General features: G+C 63.6%; 26 protein-coding genes. 10 read left to right on the top strand and 16 right to left on the bottom strand.

The genetic code is table 11. The annotated features are described in order from the left end of the window. Nucleotides 1-31: 31 nt before the first annotated feature. The 3 genes from FOM02_RS06135 to bfr all read left to right on the top strand — a co-directional run bounded on the left by FOM02_RS06135 (nucleotide 32) and on the right by bfr (nucleotide 1,385). A complete protein-coding gene (locus tag FOM02_RS06135) occupies nucleotides 32-340 on the top strand; it encodes a hypothetical protein (RefSeq protein ID WP_027560716.1) in 309 nt (102 codons plus the stop codon). Between the two features lie 150 nt (nucleotides 341-490). Then, entirely contained in the window at nucleotides 491-763 is a 273-nt protein-coding gene (locus tag FOM02_RS06130) for a (2Fe-2S)-binding protein (protein WP_027560715.1), read from the top strand. Between the two features lie 133 nt (nucleotides 764-896). Beyond that, nucleotides 897-1,385: a bacterioferritin gene (gene bfr, locus FOM02_RS06125; protein ID WP_011089420.1), complete on the top strand. Its 489-nt coding sequence runs from the start codon at nucleotides 897-899 to the stop codon at nucleotides 1,383-1,385. A gap of 177 nt (nucleotides 1,386-1,562) precedes the next feature. Here the strand turns inward: bfr and FOM02_RS06120 are convergent, their stop codons facing one another. The 4 genes from FOM02_RS06120 to FOM02_RS06105 form a co-directional block, all read right to left on the bottom strand. After that, nucleotides 1,563-2,165, bottom strand: a complete 603-nt coding sequence (locus FOM02_RS06120; protein ID WP_027560714.1) for a pyridoxamine 5'-phosphate oxidase family protein — start codon at nucleotides 2,163-2,165, stop codon at nucleotides 1,563-1,565. Nucleotides 2,166-2,241: 76 nt separating this feature from the next. Continuing rightward, nucleotides 2,242-2,586, bottom strand: coding sequence for a hypothetical protein (locus FOM02_RS06115; protein WP_027560713.1), 345 nt, complete (start codon nucleotides 2,584-2,586; stop codon nucleotides 2,242-2,244). A 127-nt stretch (nucleotides 2,587-2,713) separates the two neighbouring features. Further along, a complete protein-coding gene (locus FOM02_RS06110) occupies nucleotides 2,714-3,055 on the bottom strand; it encodes an MmcQ/YjbR family DNA-binding protein (RefSeq protein ID WP_027560712.1) in 342 nt (113 codons plus the stop codon). A gap of 18 nt (nucleotides 3,056-3,073) precedes the next feature. Next, nucleotides 3,074-4,135, bottom strand: a complete 1,062-nt coding sequence (locus FOM02_RS06105; RefSeq protein ID WP_027560711.1) for an alpha/beta fold hydrolase — start codon at nucleotides 4,133-4,135, stop codon at nucleotides 3,074-3,076. Between the two features lie 125 nt (nucleotides 4,136-4,260). On the opposite strand from FOM02_RS06105, the gene FOM02_RS06100 reads away from it, so the two are divergent. Both FOM02_RS06100 and FOM02_RS06095 read left to right on the top strand, forming a co-directional pair. Further along, complete coding sequence (locus tag FOM02_RS06100; protein ID WP_027560710.1) at nucleotides 4,261-4,527, top strand: DUF2277 domain-containing protein; 267 nt, start codon at nucleotides 4,261-4,263, stop codon at nucleotides 4,525-4,527. A gap of 84 nt (nucleotides 4,528-4,611) precedes the next feature. Beyond that, a complete protein-coding gene (locus FOM02_RS06095) occupies nucleotides 4,612-4,827 on the top strand; it encodes a hypothetical protein (protein WP_027560709.1) in 216 nt (71 codons plus the stop codon). Between the two features lie 15 nt (nucleotides 4,828-4,842). Here FOM02_RS06095 and FOM02_RS06090 read toward each other — a convergent pair whose 3' ends face one another. Beyond that, on the bottom strand, nucleotides 4,843-5,073 hold the full coding sequence (locus FOM02_RS06090; protein WP_265441501.1) for a hypothetical protein: 231 nt from the start codon (nucleotides 5,071-5,073) through the stop codon (nucleotides 4,843-4,845). Between the two features lie 153 nt (nucleotides 5,074-5,226). Between FOM02_RS06090 and FOM02_RS06085 the strand changes: the two genes are divergently transcribed. Further along, a complete protein-coding gene (locus FOM02_RS06085; protein WP_027560707.1) occupies nucleotides 5,227-5,472 on the top strand; it encodes a hypothetical protein in 246 nt (81 codons plus the stop codon). Here the strand turns inward: FOM02_RS06085 and FOM02_RS06080 are convergent. After that, entirely contained in the window at nucleotides 5,469-5,714 is a 246-nt protein-coding gene (locus FOM02_RS06080) for a helix-turn-helix domain-containing protein (RefSeq protein WP_027560706.1), read from the bottom strand. The genes FOM02_RS06085 and FOM02_RS06080 overlap by 4 nt on opposite strands. A 330-nt stretch (nucleotides 5,715-6,044) precedes the next feature. Beyond that, nucleotides 6,045-6,812 (bottom strand): SDR family NAD(P)-dependent oxidoreductase, encoded by a 768-nt coding sequence (locus FOM02_RS06075; protein ID WP_027560705.1) that lies wholly within the window; start codon nucleotides 6,810-6,812, stop codon nucleotides 6,045-6,047. A 111-nt stretch (nucleotides 6,813-6,923) separates the two neighbouring features. Between FOM02_RS06075 and FOM02_RS06070 the strand changes: the two genes are divergently transcribed. Next, nucleotides 6,924-7,409: a molecular chaperone DnaJ gene (locus tag FOM02_RS06070; protein WP_027560704.1), complete on the top strand. Its 486-nt coding sequence runs from the start codon at nucleotides 6,924-6,926 to the stop codon at nucleotides 7,407-7,409. 132 nt (nucleotides 7,410-7,541) lie between these two features. Here FOM02_RS06070 and FOM02_RS06065 read toward each other — a convergent pair whose 3' ends face one another. The 4 genes from FOM02_RS06065 to FOM02_RS06050 form a co-directional block, all read right to left on the bottom strand. Next, nucleotides 7,542-8,177: a hypothetical protein gene (locus tag FOM02_RS06065; RefSeq protein ID WP_027560703.1), complete on the bottom strand. Its 636-nt coding sequence runs from the start codon at nucleotides 8,175-8,177 to the stop codon at nucleotides 7,542-7,544. A 94-nt stretch (nucleotides 8,178-8,271) separates the two neighbouring features. After that, a complete protein-coding gene (locus tag FOM02_RS06060) occupies nucleotides 8,272-8,523 on the bottom strand; it encodes a hypothetical protein (RefSeq protein WP_027560702.1) in 252 nt (83 codons plus the stop codon). Between the two features lie 241 nt (nucleotides 8,524-8,764). Beyond that, nucleotides 8,765-9,025: a hypothetical protein gene (locus tag FOM02_RS06055; protein ID WP_027560701.1), complete on the bottom strand. Its 261-nt coding sequence runs from the start codon at nucleotides 9,023-9,025 to the stop codon at nucleotides 8,765-8,767. A gap of 156 nt (nucleotides 9,026-9,181) precedes the next feature. After that, entirely contained in the window at nucleotides 9,182-9,565 is a 384-nt protein-coding gene (locus tag FOM02_RS06050) for a RidA family protein (protein WP_027560700.1), read from the bottom strand. A gap of 470 nt (nucleotides 9,566-10,035) precedes the next feature. Between FOM02_RS06050 and FOM02_RS06045 the strand changes: the two genes are divergently transcribed. Then, nucleotides 10,036-10,470, top strand: coding sequence for a hypothetical protein (locus tag FOM02_RS06045; RefSeq protein ID WP_027560699.1), 435 nt, complete (start codon nucleotides 10,036-10,038; stop codon nucleotides 10,468-10,470). Between the two features lie 129 nt (nucleotides 10,471-10,599). Here FOM02_RS06045 and FOM02_RS06040 read toward each other — a convergent pair whose 3' ends face one another. Both FOM02_RS06040 and FOM02_RS06035 read right to left on the bottom strand, forming a co-directional pair. Then, on the bottom strand, nucleotides 10,600-11,295 hold the full coding sequence (locus tag FOM02_RS06040) for a glutathione S-transferase family protein (protein WP_027560698.1): 696 nt from the start codon (nucleotides 11,293-11,295) through the stop codon (nucleotides 10,600-10,602). A gap of 199 nt (nucleotides 11,296-11,494) precedes the next feature. Further along, nucleotides 11,495-12,145: a glutathione S-transferase family protein gene (locus FOM02_RS06035; protein ID WP_027560697.1), complete on the bottom strand. Its 651-nt coding sequence runs from the start codon at nucleotides 12,143-12,145 to the stop codon at nucleotides 11,495-11,497. A gap of 272 nt (nucleotides 12,146-12,417) precedes the next feature. Here FOM02_RS06035 and FOM02_RS06030 point away from each other — a divergent pair, with 272 nt between their 5' ends. Continuing rightward, entirely contained in the window at nucleotides 12,418-12,855 is a 438-nt protein-coding gene (locus tag FOM02_RS06030) for a VOC family protein (protein WP_027560696.1), read from the top strand. 135 nt (nucleotides 12,856-12,990) lie between these two features. Continuing rightward, nucleotides 12,991-13,719, top strand: a complete 729-nt coding sequence (locus tag FOM02_RS06025) for an SDR family oxidoreductase (RefSeq protein WP_027560695.1) — start codon at nucleotides 12,991-12,993, stop codon at nucleotides 13,717-13,719. A 303-nt stretch (nucleotides 13,720-14,022) separates the two neighbouring features. Here the strand turns inward: FOM02_RS06025 and FOM02_RS06020 are convergent, their stop codons facing one another. The 3 genes from FOM02_RS06020 to thiC form a co-directional block, all read right to left on the bottom strand. Further along, a complete protein-coding gene (locus FOM02_RS06020) occupies nucleotides 14,023-14,523 on the bottom strand; it encodes a mismatch-specific DNA-glycosylase (protein WP_035730884.1) in 501 nt (166 codons plus the stop codon). Between the two features lie 75 nt (nucleotides 14,524-14,598). Further along, nucleotides 14,599-15,543, bottom strand: a complete 945-nt coding sequence (locus tag FOM02_RS06015) for a hypothetical protein (protein WP_027560693.1) — start codon at nucleotides 15,541-15,543, stop codon at nucleotides 14,599-14,601. A gap of 312 nt (nucleotides 15,544-15,855) precedes the next feature. Further along, nucleotides 15,856-17,754, bottom strand: coding sequence for a phosphomethylpyrimidine synthase ThiC (gene thiC, locus FOM02_RS06010; protein WP_027560692.1), 1,899 nt, complete (start codon nucleotides 17,752-17,754; stop codon nucleotides 15,856-15,858). Nucleotides 17,755-17,818: the final 64 nt, after the last annotated feature.

The following is a 17,818-nucleotide window of genomic DNA, read 5'->3' as shown; positions in this document are numbered from 1 at the left end:
AAATACGGATCGCAGGTTCGCCAAGGAGGCGATGATGGGTAATGCGATGATCAATGCCTTGATTGCTGCCGGGGTCATCTTTGCGATCGGTTACGGCTGGATCAGCCATCTGCAGAACCGGGGCCGGCGTTCGCGCGCAGCGGCCGGCACGGATGGCGGCAGTGGCGGCGGCGACACCTATTCGGGATCGAGCGACGGCTTCTCGCTGGGGAGCTGGTTTTCCAGCGACAGCTCGTCAGGCTCGAGCGACAGCGGCAGCTGTTCGAGCAGCGATGGCGGCAGCAGTGGCGGGGATTGCGGAGGCGGCGGCGATGGTGGTGGAGGCGGTGGCGGCAACTGATCTTGATCCACCGCAATACCGTATTTTAGAGCCGTTCTAGGCTGTTTCCGGGCTAGTTTGGAATAGCTTCAAATACCGGTTTTTCCCTTTGCATCCGGACGGCCCGTTAAATATCGATGATGACGCATCACCGAAGGGCCTACCGCTTCCATGATCGTTTGTTCCTGTAACGTGCTGAGCGATGATGACATCCGCGCCGCCGTCGCCGAGTCCGACGATGCCGTGCGTCATGCCAAGCAGGTCTATGGATGCCTCGGTTGCAGTGCCGAATGCGGCCGCTGCGCGCGCACGATCAAGACCATCATCGATGAAGCCCTCGGCCCCTGCGCCAAGTCCTGCTGCTCCGGCTGCCCGCACAGCCACACGGTGGCCGCCAATGACGAGACGGCCGAGCCCGCCGAGTTCGCTTTAGCTGCCTGCTGAAAACTTCCGCAATCCCGGCTGAGCTTTTCCCCGGCTGCGTCCCCGTAGCCGGTTGCCCTCATCCATAAACTGACTTAGAAGCATTCTAAATTCGGTTTAGGGCCGATTTGGACTGCAAGAGCTGGAGTGAACCATGCAGGGCGACGCAAAAGTCATCGACTATCTCAACAAGGCGCTGCGTCACGAGCTAACTGCGATCAACCAGTACTGGCTGCACTACCGCTTCCTCGACAATTGGGGCCTCCTCGACATGGCCAAGGTCTGGCGCAAGGAGTCCATCGAGGAGATGGAGCACGCCGACAAGCTCACCGCGCGCATCCTGTTCTTCGACGGCTTCCCGAATATGCAGGTGCTCGATCCCCTGCGCATCGGCCAGAACGTCAAGGAGATCATCGAGTGCGACCTCGCTGCCGAGATGAGCGCCCGCGCGCTCTACCAGGAAGCGGCGACCTACTGCCACGGCGTCAAGGACTACGTCACGCGCGACCTGTTCGAGAAGCTGATGAGCGATGAGGAGCACCACATCGACTTCCTCGAGACTCAGCTCGACCTGATCGGCCGCATCGGCCTCGAGCTCTACACCCAGAAGCACGTCGGCGGGCTCGAGGGCGAGGGGCATTAAGCTCCGGCGTCTACCACACACTCCGATGTCGTCCCTGCGAAAGCAGGGACCCATAACCACAGGGAGTAGTGTGGCGCGAGCAGGTCACCACGAGTCTTCGCCAAACCACTCCCTGTGGTTATGGGTCCCGGATCGCGCTTCGCTTGTCCGGGACGACACCGTGATTGCGGCGGCCGCCTACAACTGCGTCTTGTAGCGCGCTTCCACGATCTCCTGGCTCTCCGGTTCGCCGAGGCCGGTCTGGTCGTGAATGACCTCGCCGATGCTCGGCATCACCGAGCGCTGCACCTTCTCCGGCGACCACAGCTTTGAGCGCATCAGCGCCTTGCCGCAGTGGAAGTAGACTTCGCTGACCGCAACGTTCAGCACCGCGCGCGGCGGCTTGCCGAATTCCACCATGGATGCGAGCAGATCCGGATCGGCCGACAGCGTGCCGCGGCCGCCGACGCGCAGCGTCTCGTCGATCCCAGGCACGAAGAACAACAGGTGCACGAAACCCGAGCCTTCGACGACGTTGCGAAAGCTGTCGATCCGGTTGTTGCCGGAGCGATCGGGCATCAGCAATTGATTGGGCCCGGCGACGTGGACGAAGCCGACGCTGCCGCCGCGCGGCGAGGCATCGACGCTGCCGTCAGCGCCCGACGTTGCCAACACGCAGAACGGCGACATCTCGATGAACTTTTTCGCATGCGCATCGATCGCGGGACGCGCCTTCGCGATCACGCGCGGGCTCGGCTTGGCATAGATGGTGGCGAGGTCTTCGGCGCAAAGATCGGTCAACGGCGTGCCTCCACATCAGCTTGGCGTCAAACTAGCCGATCGCGCCGCCTCCGGCCAATGGAAATACCACGAGGCATTAGACCGCATCCGCCGGCACGAAGCAGCTGATGATGATAGCGCCGCGGTGATGGACGTACCACACCACGGCTTGTCCAACCGGATTGCCGCGATCGCGGATGACGGCGCGCTCGGGCACCTCCATCCAATGTCCTTCGATCGGCACCCAATAGGCGCCGCCGCGCACATCGTAGTCGGTGCGATGGCCATCCGAGATGTCGCAGCACGGCACGCCGTTCGGCGCAATCACGCTCTTGAACCAGGCGCGGATGTCGGGCGGGACGTGATCGTACTGACCGTTGTCGAACGCAAAGGCGGTGCTCGTCGTCGCGGCCAGCCAAACGCACAGCGTGAGCCTGTGCATGCGATCCTCCGTCGCGTTTCGATTCGTATCGTTGGCGCGATTAAGCCCGAGCTGTCAGCGCATTGCATGCTCAAATAATATGCGGCGCGAGAGGCGGCGCACATGATGCGTTGCGATATGATCTTCGCTATCGCGTCTCGAGCGATGCGAGCAGCGATTTCGGCGCGACATTGCGCCAGGCCATCTCGAGCGCGCTTCGCAGCGTCACCGGATCGATCTTCGCCAGTTTCACATTCGTGCTGCCGCTCCTGCCCCAGGCGCCGGGCACCGGACGAAACATCTCCGGTTCCGCGTCGACGAGCACGGCCTGCTGGTCCGGCGTGAGCTTCACCATGCCCCATGTGTCATCGGGGTAGCCCAGGGTCGCGAACACGCGCTTGCCGGCGCGAAAGTCGGCATGGCCGTGATGTGCGCCCTCGATGACGCCGGGGAGCGCCAGTGCAGCCTTGCGAAAGCGAGCCTTCGACATGCTGTCCAGCTGCTCGTCTCACATCGTCCGCTGCGGCGCGGTTTGCAGCAATTGCTTGATCTGCTCGCTGTAGAATTTTGCGCTGCCCGTGGTGCCGTGGCCGCGCGTCTCCGTGCTCGCGGGAATGAGATACTGCTTTCCGTTCTTGACCCGCTTCATCGCAGCGTCCGTAATGCCCGTCTCGGGCGGGTTGCGCTCGTCGTCGGCGGAGTTGATCAGCAGCAGCGAGGCCTCGATCGCCTCCAGCTTCTCGCCGGCATTGTAGTCGTGCGAGGCTTCCCACTGGTAGACGAAGTCGTTGGCATCAGCCGTGATCGGCGTGGCCAGGCGGTCGTCGACGATCTTGTCGGCCCTGGCCGCGGTCGGCGCCTGTTGCTGATAGGCGAGCGTGCCGCCGATGCTGGCGATGCCGTAGGCGGTGATGGCGTATTTCATCATGCGCGGCTGGCTGGTGTAGTTGCCGCCGTTGTAGTCGGGATCGTTGCGGATGGTGTCGAGCATGATCCGTCGCATCATCCAGTTGCGCGAGGCCATCTCGGTCGGCTGCGAGGCCATCGGGATCAGCGCATCCATCGCCTTCGGATATTTCTCGCCCCACAGCCAGGTGTGCATGCCGCCCATCGAATTGCCGATGACGAGCCGCAGATGCTTGACGCCGAGCCCTTCGGTCACGAGGCGATACTGCGCCTCGACCATGTCGTCGTAATCGTATTTCGGAAAGCCCGTCTTCATGCCGTCGGACGGCTTTGACGATTTGCCGTGGCCGATGCCGTCGGGAATGATGATGTAGTATTTGGCGGCGTCGAGCGGCTGGCCTGGGCCGAACAGTTCGCCGGCAAAAGCAGGCGTCAGCATGCTCGCCGCTGATCCGCCCGAGCCGTGCAGTACCAGCACTGGCTGGCCGCTGGGCTCACCGACCGTGGTGTAGTGCAGCTTCAGCTCCGGCATCGTCTCGCCGGTGTGGAACTTGAAATCCCTGGCGATCCAGTCGCCCTGCTTCGGCGCCGGATAATCGGCGGCCATGACCGACGTTGAAATCGACAGCAGGATAGCCGACAGCGCGGCCGAAGACGCCTTCATGTTTCTCTCCCCGTGGCGGCTCGTCATCGGCGGCCGCATTGCTGCGGAACTTAGCAGAACTGCGCTTGACGATGTAGGATTTCGTCTGCGCCGATCGTCCTTATGGAAACCCCGGGAGAGATTGCATGTGCCGCAACATCAAGACGCTGTTCAACTTCGAGCCACCGGCGACGGAGGACGAGATCCATGCCAGCGCGCTCCAGTTCGTGCGCAAATTGTCCGGCTTCAACAAGCCGTCGCAGGCCAATGAGGAGGTGTTCGAGCGCGCGGTGGCGGAGGTCTCGGAAGCCGCGCGAAAACTCCTGGCCTCGCTGCACACCCATGCGCCGGCGCGCGACCGCGAGATCGAGGCGGAGAGGGCGAAGGAGCGCTCGCGGCTGCGCTTCGGCTGAGCCGTTCCGTGATCTGGCTCACGGTCGGAGGCGCCTCAAGCTGCGACGATGTCTGCCGGGGTTTTGACAGCCCGGAGCACGATCATGAGCCGCCCCCTTCTTCCGCTGAAAGCAGGTGCCATCATCTTCACGCTGCTGTGGACCGCGTGGATGATGTGGTGGAGCGGCTCGTTCTCGAGCGCGAACGTCGTCATCCTCGCTTTGTGCGGCGCGGCGGTCGGCTATCTCTGGTACCGGGCCATGCGCTGGCAGTTCGAGCGCATGGGCATGCTGTCGCGACGTGAGGATCGGACGGACTAGATTCGCCCGCCGGTCTTAGTGGCCGTGCTTCTTCTTTTTCTTCTTTTTCTTGTGATCGTCGTCATCGTCGTCATCGTCCTCGCCGTGCGTCTCGTCAGTCTCCTGCACGGCGGCTTCCAGCGCGGCGCGCTCGGCCGCCTCCTGCGCTTCCCCCCGGGTGACCCTGCGGTCCCGGCCGTCCCGGCTCGCCCTGCCGGCCCTGAGGCCCCTGTCGTCCTTGCCGGCCCTGTTCGTCTGCCACGCCACTACTCCCCTCTGCGGAAGCAAGCTACTTAGCGGCGTTTGACGACAGCAGCAATTCCGCCCGCGCCTCGCAGCGGGCTTGATCAACATCAATCGGCGCCATGGGATGCCGTGCCATTGAATGGCACGCGGAGACAAGCTCGCGAGGAGCAGCCGATGCGCGCAGCCTGGAAGATATTCTGCCTGTCCACCGCGACCTTTGCGGCGGCGCTCGGCCTTGCCTATCTGCTGGTGCCCGACGTCGTGCCGATCGCCTTTGCCGAGGAGCCGCAATCGTCATGGGCCGTCATGACGGCCTTCGTGCTCCGCGCCATCGAGCTGATCGCGGCCGCGGTCTCCGTCATCGCGCTTGCGGTTCTCGGCGGCGGAATGATCCGCCTCGCATGGCCGCGCGCGCACTAATCGTGATACGCGGGCACCTCGATGCCGGACGCCGCATAGATCCTGATCTTGTTGCGCAACGTGCGCACCGACAGGCCGAGCACACGCGCCGCGCGCGTGCGATTGCCGTCGCAGCGCGCGAGCGTCTGAAGCACGAGCTCGCGCTCGACCTCGTCGACGGTCGCGCCGATCAGCAGCGGAACGATCTGGTTGGGAGCGAGGAATTGTGCGTCCTGCGGCGCCGCGACATGAACAGTGGTCATCAACACACCCCGATCAACGCCCGCTTCCTTCGCTGGAAGCGGATCGAGAACAAACGACCCCCAAGCCGTAGAACCACGGTGGGCGGGTTTGGTTAATGAAAGGTTAACCAAACCCGATCGCACCAGATGACCTCAGGAATGCCGCGATGCGGCCGCGATTGGCACGAGATGCATAGTGATGCGGGACGATCTCGCGCGACATGTTCACTGTCATGCCCCGCGAAGGCGGGGCATCCAGTATTCCGAGACGCGTCCCACGAGGGGCCGCGGCGTACTGGATCGCCCGCCTGCGCGGGCGATGACACGAGCAAGTGGATGGAGCGTCGCGCCTCACACCGTACGATACCCGCCGTCCACCATCACGATCGTGCCGGTGACGTAGGCCGACAGATCAGAGGCGAGGAAGATCGCGGGGCCGACGATGTCCTCGGGCTTGCCGGTGCGCGCGAGCGGGGTGTGATCGACGAAGGCCTGCACCAGCGCCGGATTGGTCGCGCGTACATTGGCGTTGATGTTGGTTTCGATGAAGCCGGGCCCGATCGCGTTGACGCGCACGCCTTCCTTGCCGAGCTCGACTGCGAGCGCCTTGGTGAAGCCGAGCACGCCATGCTTCGAGGTGGTGTACGCCGCCGAGCTCGGCGTGCGCAGATGCACGAAGGACTGGATCGAGCCGATATTGACGATGCGGCCTTTGCTCGCGCGCAGGGGGCTAAGGAAGGCCTGCGTCATGTTGAAGACGCCGTTGAGGTTGAGCGAGATGATGTCGTTCCAGTCCTTAGCCACCGTCTCAATCTCGGCGGTGAAGGCGTTGCGGCGGGTGATGCCGGCATTGTTGACGAGGATCGAGACCTGTCCGACCTTGTCGGCCACTTGCTTCGCCAGCGCAAAGCAGTCCTCGCGCCGGGTCACGTCGAGCGCAAAGCTCTCGGCCTTGCCGCCAGCCTTGCGGATCTCCTGGGCGGCTTCAGCGACCGTGTCGGAATTGACGTCGAGCAGAACCACCTGCGCGCCCTCGCGGGCGTAGCCGGCCGCGATCGCCCGGCCGATGCCGGAGCCGGCGCCCGTGACGACGGCGATGTGGTTTGCGAGCAATGCCATGACAATTTCCTCCCGATTTCTTTTCGAAGTTTCACGAAAGGCTAACTCGAAATTAAGGGGTCGGAAACGGCGGCCTTGGCATACTGATCTTCATTGCTAAACGTTGCGCGCATGATGGAACGGCTGGACTCCTGGAAACTCGCTCTCGAACGCCTGCGCGCGGCACCGTCGGCCGACTTCGCCGAGGCGGGCCGGCTCGTCGCCGAGATCGCGCGGATGAGCACCGAACCGATGCTGCGGCAGGCGGCCGAGCAGGCGCTTCCGGTGCTGCGCCAGGCCGTGGACAATGACGATCACAGCGTCACGCTGGCGGCCCAGCGCCGCCTCGCTGTGGTCCTCGATGTGGTCCATGATCTCGCTGCGCCGCGCTTCGGCCGCCGCAACGCCGCGCCGAAAAAACTCTCCAGCGAGGATCGTGCCCGCAAGATGCTCGGCCTGCCGCTCGCGGTGCAGCTCACCTGCGATGACATCAACCAGGCCTATCGCCGCGCCGCCAAGGGCATGCATCCCGACCAGGGCGGCAGCACCGAGGCCTTCATCGACCTCGCCGCCGCGCGCGACATCCTGATCCATCCCGGCGCGCACAAGGACGCGTGAGCGCTCCAAGCGAGATCTCCTGGGGTGGGCAAAGGCGCATCGCGCCGTGCCCACGTCTTTCGTGATGGTGGATGGAAGTGGTGGGCACGCTTGCGCTTTGCCCACCCTACGGCAGTCGAGCGTGCGGCCGCCTCAGCTCTTGTTCACGCAGCTCGGATAGGGCGGGGCTTCCCCCGCCACGATCGGGCAGAGCGCGATCGGGCCGAGATCGCTCAGGCGCGTCTGCCAGCGTTCGTCCCTGACCGGCGGCTCGTCGGTCTCGGGGCCGCGCTCGGCCCACTGGATGGTGTAGTAGTCGCGCGTGCCTTTCAGCGTGATCAGCAGCGCGCTCTCGCTGTGGCGGGTCGGGCCGCTGTCGATGCGGCCGCAGCCGATCACCGCAGCGAAAGCCTCGAAGCCGCCGAATGTCATGGCGCCGAGCGGCTGCACCGCAAAGCTGTCGGGGCAGGCGGATTTGAAGCCGCCGGCGATCGTGGCGGCGAATGCTTCGGGCGAGTGACCCGGCGTCAGCGTCATGCCCTTCTCGCCTGTCACCGTGATCATCTGCGTCCAGCGCTCGGGCGTCTCGCCCTTGAGCACGGCTTCGCGGATGTAGTGGCCGCCCTTGGTGTTCTCGAACACCACGGTGAATTGCGAGGGCATCGCGAAGCTGACGAGCTGGCTGAAGATCGGCGAGATCACGCGGAAGGCTTGCGGCGCCTGCGCTTGCGCGGCCGCCGCGAGCAGGAGCGAAGCTGTGAGAACCGTTGCTGTCGTCGTCGGGCGCATCGTTCTGCTCCGAAGGCCGAAGGATAGAAACGCGAGCGGGCAAGGATGCTAGCATCGCATCCTTGCCCGGCCCTTGTCGTCCGCCGATCGGATCTTACCAGCTGCAGTGACCGGCCTTCAGCGCATGGTCCTTCAGCATCAGCGCGTCGACGAAGGTCGGCACGGTCTCGCTGGCGCGGTGATAGCCGGCTGGCCACGGCGTGGTCGGGATGCTCTCGTCCCAGATTTGGCAGAAGCCGGTGTCCTGCCAGCGGATCAGGTGATAGCTGGCTTCGGCGGGGCTCGCGGCGACGAAGGCCGTGACGGCAAGACCCGCGGCAGCGCACAGCATGGAAATACGACGCATGATAGCTCCTCAAATGAAAGATGTGATGCGCCTCCCGACAATGACGGGAGGAGGTGGCGCGGGACGCTTTCAGGCAGGCGCCCCGGACAAGATGTGAGTAGTTCCATCCGCAAAGCAGGTTCAAAGCGCGGCCGCGGGAAACGCCTGATTTCGCCTGAAAAAAAGCGAGGGCGCCGGCAAAGCAAAAGGGCGGACCGCTTTGTGCGATCCGCCCTTCCGAACGCGAGTCGTCGCGTGAGGCTTACAGCGTGCAGCGGCGCTCGGCGCGCAGCTTGATCTGGAGATTGGAGGCATCAGTGAAGGTGGGGAGCGGCTTGCTGACGACCTTGTAGGTCGACACCCCAATCTGGAACGGCTTGTACTTCAGGTCCTCGTTCCAGACCTGGCAGATGCCGGTGTTGTCCCAGCGGATCACGTAATAGCCGACCGCCGCCGACGCCGGCACGGCGAACACGGAACTGGCGATGCCGGCAACGGCACAGAGGGCGAGAACGCGACGCATGAAGTATCTCCTTGTGGGGAAGGGTGAGCGGAAAATTCGTGCGGTAAAGGCAGGTCCTTTGCAAGCCGGGGAGAGCGGCCGTTCACGGACATGTCAGACGCAGCGGCGCACTTGGTCTGGCCGCGTGTCCCGCAAGTCACACGTGTCTGGCGCGGCTCACTTCGCCAGCGAGGCCACCGCCTCGATCTCGATCAGCATCTTCGGATCTGGCAGGGCGTGCACCACGCAGGTGGTGCGCGCCGGGTAGGGCGGCGGGCCGAAGCTGCCTGCATAGAGCGCGTTCATCGCGGCGACATCGGACGCGCGGGTCAGGAGCACATTGACCTTGACGAGATCGCGGACCGTCGCGCCGGCCTCGTCGAGCACGCGGCGGATGTTGACGACGACGTTGGCGAACTGCGCATCGAAGCCGTCAGGCAGCGCGCCATGGGCATCGAAGCCGGGAATGCCGGAGACAAACAGGAGATCGCCGACGCGCGTCGCAAAGGACAGCGGCGGCGCCTTGACGTGCGGCGGGGGCGCGAAATGCTGGATCGGCATGGGTCACCTCGGGTGGTGTCGGCGCATGAGCGTAGCGAGATGCGGGGGAGTTGCAATCGGCATTGCGAGAGGGGGGCCGAACAAAAACTCGAAAACAACCCCATGCACAGTAGAAACGGCGAGGTTTGTCAGTTGATTCGGAAAGGCAGAAGTCCGGCTTGACGCGTCGGGCAAAACACTGGCAGAATGGCATGATCGCGGCGGCGTCGGTGCAGGGCACCAACTCCGCCGTCATGCCCCGGCTTGACCGGGGCATCCAGTACGCCGCGGCTTCTCGGTTCAATCACCAACGTCACCGGAATACTGGATCAATACTGGATCGCCCGGTCAAGCCGGGCGATGACAGTTGGGGTGTTGCTGGACCTCGCAACCCGCGCCCACCCCGATCATGTTGCCGCCGCGATCGATCGGATAGATTCGTCGCGTCTGATTCGCTTTCCCCCTTGAAAAATAGCCCCCGGAGATTCTGCATGAAGATCGCATCCACCTTCCGCGCCGCGCTGGTCGCCATCGCCGCTCTCGCCGGCCTCTCGACCGCCGCGCTGGCCGACGGCGGCACCGTGGTGCTGACGATCTACAAGGCGGGCTGGATCATCGGCGGCTCGGGCGGCTCCGGCGTCCTCAACTTCCGCGGCCGCGCCTATCCGCTCTCCACCGGCGGGCTCGATTACGGGCTCGTCTTCGGCGGCTCGAAAACCGTGCTGCGCGGCCGCGTCTCCAACATCAACCGCCCCTCCGACGTCGCCGGCGTCTATGGCGCTGCCGGTGCCGGCCTCGCCGTCGGTCGCGGCGCCCGCGCCATCGTGCTGACCAACCAGAAGGGCGCGGTGCTGGAGCTGACCGGCACGCAGGTCGGGCTGATGGCGAATGCGGATCTGAGCGGGCTTGCGATCACGATGCGGTAGGAGACGGTGCCGTCTGACTCGGTGCCGTAGGGTGGGCAAAGGCGCATAGCGCCGTGCCCACCATTCGCTCGTGATGGATACAGGTCGTGGGCACGCTTCGCTTTGCCCACCCTACGAGACTAACGTACCCTACGATTTTCCGACCATCGCATGAATCCGCTCGCAATGCGCGACGAGATTGTTGTGCGCATCGACAAAAGCCTTCAGCGGCGTCGGGATCGGAAAGTAATAGATGTTCGCGACAAAGCCGTAGATGCCGGCATCGACACTGGTCGGGGCCGCGCCGTGCACGAAACCCGTGGCCGGCACGATCTCGGCCAGCACCTGCAGATCGGCGAGGCCCCGCGCGTAAGCCTGCTCGGGCGTATAGCGGCCGATGCCCTGGAAATGATAGCGCTGCGCGTTGTAGGCCTTGGCCTTCTCGAACCCTTCCGCATTGATCTGCGGATGCTGCGCGATGAAGCCGTCGCGGAACGCCGGATAGAAGCGCTCGTCCTTCCAGCGCGAATACGACATCACCCAGTAGAGATCATCGAGCATGCGCGTGACGAGGTGGTTGGTGCGGCGCTGCTCCGCCGACAGCGCAGCATCGATGGTCAGGCGATATTTCGCGATCGCATGCGCGATGATGGTCTCGCTGTCGCCGATGGTCTCGCCGTCGTCGACGATGTAAGGCAGCTGTCCGCGCGGCGCCGCGGAGGCATCGAAGATGTGCTCGTGCACGAACGGCACGCCCGCGAGCTTGAGGAAGGCGTAGACCTTGAGGCCGTAGCCGTTGTTGTCGGCGACGCCGAACAGTTCCGGGTAGGAGTAAAGGGTCAGCATGCGGCGGCTCCCCTGTGATGGCGGGGCCAGCATGCAGGGGCGCCGAGATGGATGCAATGGGGAGCGAAGCTCGTAGGGTGGGTTAGCCCCGGGCTGCGCGAAGCGCAGTCCCTTGGCGTAACCCACCTCTTCGGGGCGACAGAGGCGGTGGGGTACGCCGCACGGCCCGCGCTTCGCGCAGCCGCGCGTCTAACCCACCCTACGAACCCGATGCCGCGGTGAACACCGCCAGCTGCGCCTCGAACGCCCGCCGGAACGCCGGCCGGGCTTCGCCGCGCGCGACATAGGCGGCGATGTCAGGATATTCCTCCAGCAGCCCCGATGTGTTCAGCCGACGCAGCACCGTCACCATCATGAGGTCGCCGGCGCTGAAAGCGCCGTCGAGCCAGTCGGCCCCGCCGAGGCGGAGGGACAATTCGCCGAGCCTGACACGGACGCGATCTTGCAGCATGGGCAGGCGCGCCTCGTACCAGCTCTTGTCGCGCTCGAACAGCATCGCCATGCCGAGCTCGACGATCGGCGGCTCCAGCGTGTTCAGCGCGGCGAACATCCATGCGATCGCGCGCGAGCGTGCATTCGGCTCGTCCGGCAGCAGCCCGGGATGATGTTCGGCGATGTGGAGCACGATCGCCCCGGACTCGAACAACGCGAGATCGCCGTCCTCATAGGTCGGAATCTGCCCGAACGGATGCCGCGCAAGGTGCGCCGGCTCCTTCATCTGCTTGAACGAAACCAGGCGGACGTCATAGGGCTGCCCGACTTCCTCCAGCGCCCAGCGGACGCGCATGTCGCGCGCCTGTCCCCGGCCGCGGTCGGGCGAGTTTTCGAAGGCGGTGATGGTGGGAGGCATCGGCGGTCTCCGGGGTGATCGTCAGGTCCAGAGGACGAACGAGCAGGGCGGCTTCCGACAGGCTATCCGGTTTTCCGCGTAGCATGGGTAGAGCGCAGCGAAACCGATCATTGAACCGCCCGATCTGCCGTTTTGGCTCGATTGATGGGTTTCGCTGCGCTCTACCCATCCTACGGACTGCGGCCGGTCGAAAAAATCTCGCATCTCAATGTCGGAACGCCGCTCCCGGCCGCGTCCTTGGGAAGCCCCCCTTGCCGAAAGGATCCCCGCCCATGACCTCCATCACGCCGTTCCTCTGGTTCGACAACAACGTCCCCGAGGCCGTCGCGTTCTACAAATCGGTGTTCCCCAACGCCAAGATCGAGACCGTCAGCGACTTCATGGCGGTGTTCGAGCTCGAAGGCCAGCGCTTCCACGCGCTCAACGGCGGGCCGCAACACCGCTTCAACGAGGCGGTGTCGTTCTTCATCAGCGTGGAGACGCAAGGCGAGGTGGATCATTTCTGGGAAGCGCTCACCGCCGACGGCGGTGAGGAGTCGCGATGCGGCTGGCTCAAGGACAAGTTCGGCCTGTCCTGGCAGGTGGTGCCATCAGCGCTCGGCCGCTACCTCGGCGACCCCGATCGCACCAGGGCGAACCGCGTCATGCAGGCCATGATGAAGATGCGGAAGATCGTGATCGCGGACCTGGACAAGGCGTATGCGGGGTGAGGGAGCCCCGGTGCCGTAGGGTGGGCAAAGGCGCGCCCCTCGCGCGCCGTGCCCACGTGCTGTCGACGCCGGCGATCCACATCGCCAATTCACCTGAGGTCGCTATACTGCCGACCTCAGCTGAATGGTGATCTCATGGCAAGAGTATTGGAAGGCAAGGTTGCGGCCGTGACCGGCGCTGCGTCGGGCATTGGTCTTGCGAGTGCCGAGGCGATGCTGGCCGCGGGCGCGCGCGTCGTGATGGTCGACCGCGACGAGGCCGCGCTGACGACGCTCAATCGCAAGCACGGCGATGCCGTGATCCCGCTGGTCGTCGACCTGCTTGATCCCAGGGACTGCGCCACGTTGCTGCCGCGCGTTCTGGAGAACGCGGGCCAGCTCGACATCCTGCATGCGAATGCGGGCAGCTATGTCGGGGGCGACCTCGTCGATGCCGACACCACGGCGATCGACCGGATGCTGAATCTGAATGTCAACGTCGTGATGAAGAACGTGCACGACGTGCTGCCGCACATGATTGCGCGCCGGACCGGCGACATCATCGTCACGAGCTCGCTGGCGGCGCATTTTCCGACGCCATGGGAGCCGGTCTATGCGTCGTCCAAATGGGCGATCAACTGCTTCGTCCAGACGGTGCGGCGCCAGGTGTTCAAGCACGGCATCCGCGTCGGCTCGATCTCGCCCGGCCCGGTCGTCACCTCGCTGCTCGCGGACTGGCCGCCCGAGAAGCTGAAGGATGCCAGGGACTCCGGCAGCCTGCTGGAGGCCAGCGAAGTCGCCGAAGTGGTGATGTTCATGCTGACACGGCCGCGCGGCATGACCATCCGCGACGTGGTGATGATGCCGACCAATTTCGATCTCTAGGCGCGCAGCTTCGTAGGGTGGGCAAAGGCGCGCTCTTCGCGCGCCGTGCCCACGTGCTGTCGACGTGGGCACGGCGCTGACGCGCCTTTGCCCACCCTACGAAGCTGCGCGCCAAACCCCCGGTGTCGTCCCGGCCTAGTGCGCAATTGCGCACGGGCGCCGGGACCCATACCGCGTGATCGATCGGCTTGCTGCCGGTAGAAGTACCGAACGACGAGTCTTCGCCAAACGTCTCCCTGTGGTTATGGGTCCCTGCTTTCGCAGGGACGACGACTGAGTGTGAGGCGCCATCGTCAATCTACGCTATTCGGCAATCCACTTCGCAAGCTCGCGCCACGGCTCCAGCGTCCAATGCCCGGACGCCGCGCCGGACGGCGACGGCAGCACAAAAATCTCCGGCAGGCTTGCATCGCGCACCTGCCGCCCCAGCGCAATCGCAGCTGACGGCCTGCCATAGAACAAGCTCGCCGCCTTCTTGCTCGTGAACGCAACCGTCCGCGGCCGGTACTTTTCCATCTTCTTCCTGAACCCCGGCACGTCGATCGTCTCCGCCGCGATCTGGTGATCCATCCCGGCGCCCGACTTGGAGAGATCGGTGAAGCCGATCCCGAGCTCGATCAGCAATGCGAACTCGCCCGGCTGATACCGCCGCGGCGTGATCCCGGCCTCATGGATCGCGCGCCAGAAGCGGTTGCCGGGATGCGCGTAGTAGTGCCCGAGTTCGGCCGAGCGCGTCGAGGCGGCGGTGCCGACGAAGACGAGGCGGAGGTTTTCGCGGAGCTGGTCGGGGAGGCGGGGGCTCATAGTGTTGAGCAGGTCGCTGTCTTTCAAGAAGCAAAACGCAAATGTCACGCGAGGACATCGGCTTTCATGCTTGCTCTATTTTCGTGGTTTCCACCACAGCAACATCCCTTGGTGAGGTAAGAGGTAATCATTAATTTGATACTCATACGAGCCTTGCTCGACGTCGTTCTTCGCTGAAATGACGTCCCTATCGTGTATCGAGAGGGCTTGGATTAGAAACTGCTTCTTAGTTTCATCCTTTATCGAAACGGTCAGCGCTTCGGCTGGAAGATGTGTCCGGATTAAGTCAGTGTCTTCGGAGGATTTGATTAGCGAATATTCAAGCTCACAGGAGAGCGTGTCCTCCGGCTCGACGGCGAATTCACCAATATCAAATGCGATACGATTTCCGTCAGGCTTGAGAGACGCATTCGCTTTGTCCACGAGCTCGGCAGGTGTTCCGTCAGACGCTCCTTTTCGCAGTCGAACTTCAACGTGATGAAATTTGACTTTTCCACGAGGACCCTTGCTCGTTGGTTCGGGAAGATGTCCTTTCAGGCTATGTTTAGCGACAATGTCGCTCACATTACTTAATTGGTAGCGTGCCTTTACCCGGAGCTCTAGATATTCGGCACTGCCACCCTCTTCAGGGTCAAGTAACCTGATATCGTAACGGAAATTCTTACGCAAAAGGCTTTGTGTCAAAGCTAGTCGATTGGCTACGTGCAGCACGCCCGCTGGTATTTGTCGACGCAAGACGCCGTAAAATACATTCTCGGAGATCGACTCGATACGGGCGTTCCAGATTGCCTGCTCGTGCCTGGCCGCGAGTTGCTCAAATACCATCCAAACAACGGCGGCAACTATGAGGGCGAAGCCGATTTCCTTCGCAACGTGAAGCAAGGCAACCTGCAGTGCAGTCCAACCCTCGGGATGTTCTGTGCCGGTGAAGAATGTGAGTGCACAGCCGACTAGAAACACAACAGTCGCTATCAAGTAGAGTGTCGTAGTCGAAAGCCCGCTTTGTTTCGGTCCAGCCATGGAGCATGTTCCTGCAAATGACTTTCGTGCCAGATTTGCCAGGGCACTTGCGGTGTACTGTTGTCCGCTCGTTTCGGCCAATATGAAAAGATCGTAGAATTCGTACTATTATGCCCGTGGATGCCATCCGGTAAGCTACCCGGAGACACGTTCGCGCGACATAGCTATCTTAGATTGTGAAGTGCGGTAGCGGCAAGCCCTCTGGCTTCATTGAATATAGGTCGCTGCAAGAAGAAATCCGGCTGGTCTCAAGCGAAAGGCCGGGCTGAGCCCGGCCTTGCAACTGTTCAAAAGATGCTCGGGCTGAGCCCCTCACAACACCCGATTACTCTCCTTCACCTTCTCCGCATCGAGATAAACGCTTGAGCCCATCTCCTTGAACTTCGCGCTCATCTTCGCCATTCCGTCTTCGGCGGTGCCGGCCATCGACATGCCCACGCTGTTCGGATCGTTCAGCGTCGCCGCATAGTCCCGCACGTCCTGCGTGATCTTCATCGAGCAGAATTTTGGGCCGCACATCGAGCAGAAATGGGCGACCTTGTGGGCTTCCTTCGGCAGGGTCTCGTCGTGGAAGCTCTTTGCCGTGTCCGGATCGAGGCCGAGGTTGAACTGGTCGGTCCAGCGGAATTCGAACCTCGCGCGGGAGAGGGCGTCGTCGCGCAGTTGCGCGGCGGGATGGCCCTTGGCGAGATCGCTAGCGTGGGCCGCGATCTTGTAGGTGATGACGCCGGTCTTGACGTCGTTGCGATCGGGCAGGCCGAGATGCTCCTTCGGCGTGACGTAGCAGAGCATGGCGCAGCCGAACCAGCCGATCATGGCTGCTCCGATGCCCGACGTGATGTGGTCATAGCCCGGCGCGATGTCGGTGGTCAGCGGTCCAAGCGTGTAGAACGGCGCCTCGCCGCATTCCTTGAGCTGCTTGTCCATGTTGATCTTGATCTTGTGCATCGGCACGTGGCCGGGGCCCTCGATCATGACCTGGCAGCCCTTGTCCCACGCGATCTTCGTGAGCTCGCCGAGCGTCTCGAGCTCCGCGAACTGCGCGCGGTCGTTGGCATCCGCGATCGAGCCCGGACGCAGGCCGTCGCCGAGCGAGAACGAGACGTCATACTTGCGCATGAGGTCGCAGATCTCGTCGAAATGCGTGTAGAGGAAGCTCTCCTTGTGATGCGCGAGACACCACTTCGCCATGATCGAGCCGCCACGGCTGACGATGCCGGTGACGCGGTTGGCGGTGAGGTGGATGTATTGCAGACGTACGCCGGCGTGGATGGTGAAGTAGTCGACGCCCTGCTCGCACTGCTCGATCAGCGTGTCCTTGTAGAGCTCCCAGGTCAGCGCGACGGGATCGCCGTTGCACTTCTCCAGCGCCTGGTAGATCGGCACGGTGCCGATCGGCACCGGCGAGTTGCGCAAAATCCATTCGCGCGTGGTGTGGATGTTGCGGCCGGTCGAGAGGTCCATCACGGTGTCGGCGCCCCAGCGGATCGCCCACACCATCTTCTCGACCTCTTCCTCGACCGACGACGTCACCGCCGAGTTGCCGATATTGGCGTTGATCTTGGTCAGGAAGTTGCGGCCGATGATCATCGGCTCGAGTTCGCTGTGGTTGATGTTGGAGGGGATAATGGCACGGCCGCGCGCGATCTCGTCGCGCACGAACTCCGGCGTGATGAAGGCGGGCACCGCGGCGCCGAAGCTTTCGCCGTCGGCAAGCGCCGCCTCCGCGCGCTCGAGCTGCTGCTTGCGACCGAGGTTTTCGCGCGCCGCGACGTAGATCATCTCCTTGGTGACGATGCCGGCGCGGGCGAATTCGAGCTGCGTGATCTTGTGGCCGTCGAGGCCGCGCAGCGGCTTGTGATAGGCCGAGAAGGCGCGCGCGGCCTTGTCGGTGGAGACGCTGCCATTGTCCTCCGGCTTGATCTGCCGGCCCTCATATTCCTCGACGCCGCCGCGCTCCAGCACCCATTGCTTGCGATTGCGCGCAAGGCCGGCATTGACGTCGATGGTGACGGACGGATCGGTGTAGGGGCCCGAGGTGTCGTAGACCGGCAGGTTCGGCTCGCCCGCGCCCTCGGAGAGGATGATCTCGCGCAAGGGCACGCGGATGTCCGGCGCGGCATCCGGCGAGGCGAAGATTTTTCGCGAGGAGGGAAGGGGGCCGGTGGTGACGGCGGGGACGGTCTTGTCGGGGTTGGAGCGGATGTTCATGGGATCCTCCTTTTAGTTCGTTGGCATCGCTGCGCGAGCGACAAATACTGCTGTCATCCCCGCG

It is taken from the genome of Bradyrhizobium sp. SEMIA (assembly GCF_014844175.1).
Classification (GTDB): Bacteria; Pseudomonadota; Alphaproteobacteria; order Rhizobiales; family Xanthobacteraceae; genus Bradyrhizobium; species Bradyrhizobium arachidis.
Note: the sequence above shows the minus strand (reverse complement) of the source record. Positions and strands in the feature narration are given on the sequence as shown.

Bases quoted from the DNA above. Each gene is read 5' to 3' on its own strand.
- FOM02_RS06135 (WP_027560716.1), top strand. From the start codon at position 32: ATGATGGGTAATGCGATGATCAATGCCTTGATTGCTGCCGGGGTCATC.
- FOM02_RS06130 (WP_027560715.1), top strand. From the start codon at position 491: ATGATCGTTTGTTCCTGTAACGTGCTGAGCGATGATGACATCCGCGCC.
- bfr (WP_011089420.1), top strand. From the start codon at position 897: ATGCAGGGCGACGCAAAAGTCATCGACTATCTCAACAAGGCGCTGCGT.
- FOM02_RS06115 (WP_027560713.1), bottom strand. From the start codon at position 2,586: ATGCACAGGCTCACGCTGTGCGTTTGGCTGGCCGCGACGACGAGCACC.
- FOM02_RS06110 (WP_027560712.1), bottom strand. From the start codon at position 3,055: ATGTCGAAGGCTCGCTTTCGCAAGGCTGCACTGGCGCTCCCCGGCGTC.
- FOM02_RS06105 (WP_027560711.1), bottom strand. From the start codon at position 4,135: ATGAAGGCGTCTTCGGCCGCGCTGTCGGCTATCCTGCTGTCGATTTCA.
- FOM02_RS06100 (WP_027560710.1), top strand. From the start codon at position 4,261: ATGTGCCGCAACATCAAGACGCTGTTCAACTTCGAGCCACCGGCGACG.
- FOM02_RS06095 (WP_027560709.1), top strand. From the start codon at position 4,612: ATGAGCCGCCCCCTTCTTCCGCTGAAAGCAGGTGCCATCATCTTCACG.
- FOM02_RS06085 (WP_027560707.1), top strand. From the start codon at position 5,227: ATGCGCGCAGCCTGGAAGATATTCTGCCTGTCCACCGCGACCTTTGCG.
- FOM02_RS06080 (WP_027560706.1), bottom strand. From the start codon at position 5,714: ATGACCACTGTTCATGTCGCGGCGCCGCAGGACGCACAATTCCTCGCT.
- FOM02_RS06075 (WP_027560705.1), bottom strand. From the start codon at position 6,812: ATGGCATTGCTCGCAAACCACATCGCCGTCGTCACGGGCGCCGGCTCC.
- FOM02_RS06070 (WP_027560704.1), top strand. From the start codon at position 6,924: ATGATGGAACGGCTGGACTCCTGGAAACTCGCTCTCGAACGCCTGCGC.
- FOM02_RS06065 (WP_027560703.1), bottom strand. From the start codon at position 8,177: ATGCGCCCGACGACGACAGCAACGGTTCTCACAGCTTCGCTCCTGCTC.
- FOM02_RS06060 (WP_027560702.1), bottom strand. From the start codon at position 8,523: ATGCGTCGTATTTCCATGCTGTGCGCTGCCGCGGGTCTTGCCGTCACG.
- FOM02_RS06055 (WP_027560701.1), bottom strand. From the start codon at position 9,025: ATGCGTCGCGTTCTCGCCCTCTGTGCCGTTGCCGGCATCGCCAGTTCC.
- FOM02_RS06050 (WP_027560700.1), bottom strand. From the start codon at position 9,565: ATGCCGATCCAGCATTTCGCGCCCCCGCCGCACGTCAAGGCGCCGCCG.
- FOM02_RS06045 (WP_027560699.1), top strand. From the start codon at position 10,036: ATGAAGATCGCATCCACCTTCCGCGCCGCGCTGGTCGCCATCGCCGCT.
- FOM02_RS06040 (WP_027560698.1), bottom strand. From the start codon at position 11,295: ATGCTGACCCTTTACTCCTACCCGGAACTGTTCGGCGTCGCCGACAAC.
- FOM02_RS06035 (WP_027560697.1), bottom strand. From the start codon at position 12,145: ATGCCTCCCACCATCACCGCCTTCGAAAACTCGCCCGACCGCGGCCGG.
- FOM02_RS06030 (WP_027560696.1), top strand. From the start codon at position 12,418: ATGACCTCCATCACGCCGTTCCTCTGGTTCGACAACAACGTCCCCGAG.
- FOM02_RS06025 (WP_027560695.1), top strand. From the start codon at position 12,991: ATGGCAAGAGTATTGGAAGGCAAGGTTGCGGCCGTGACCGGCGCTGCG.
- FOM02_RS06020 (WP_035730884.1), bottom strand. From the start codon at position 14,523: ATGAGCCCCCGCCTCCCCGACCAGCTCCGCGAAAACCTCCGCCTCGTC.
- FOM02_RS06015 (WP_027560693.1), bottom strand. From the start codon at position 15,543: ATGGCTGGACCGAAACAAAGCGGGCTTTCGACTACGACACTCTACTTG.
- thiC (WP_027560692.1), bottom strand. From the start codon at position 17,754: ATGAACATCCGCTCCAACCCCGACAAGACCGTCCCCGCCGTCACCACC.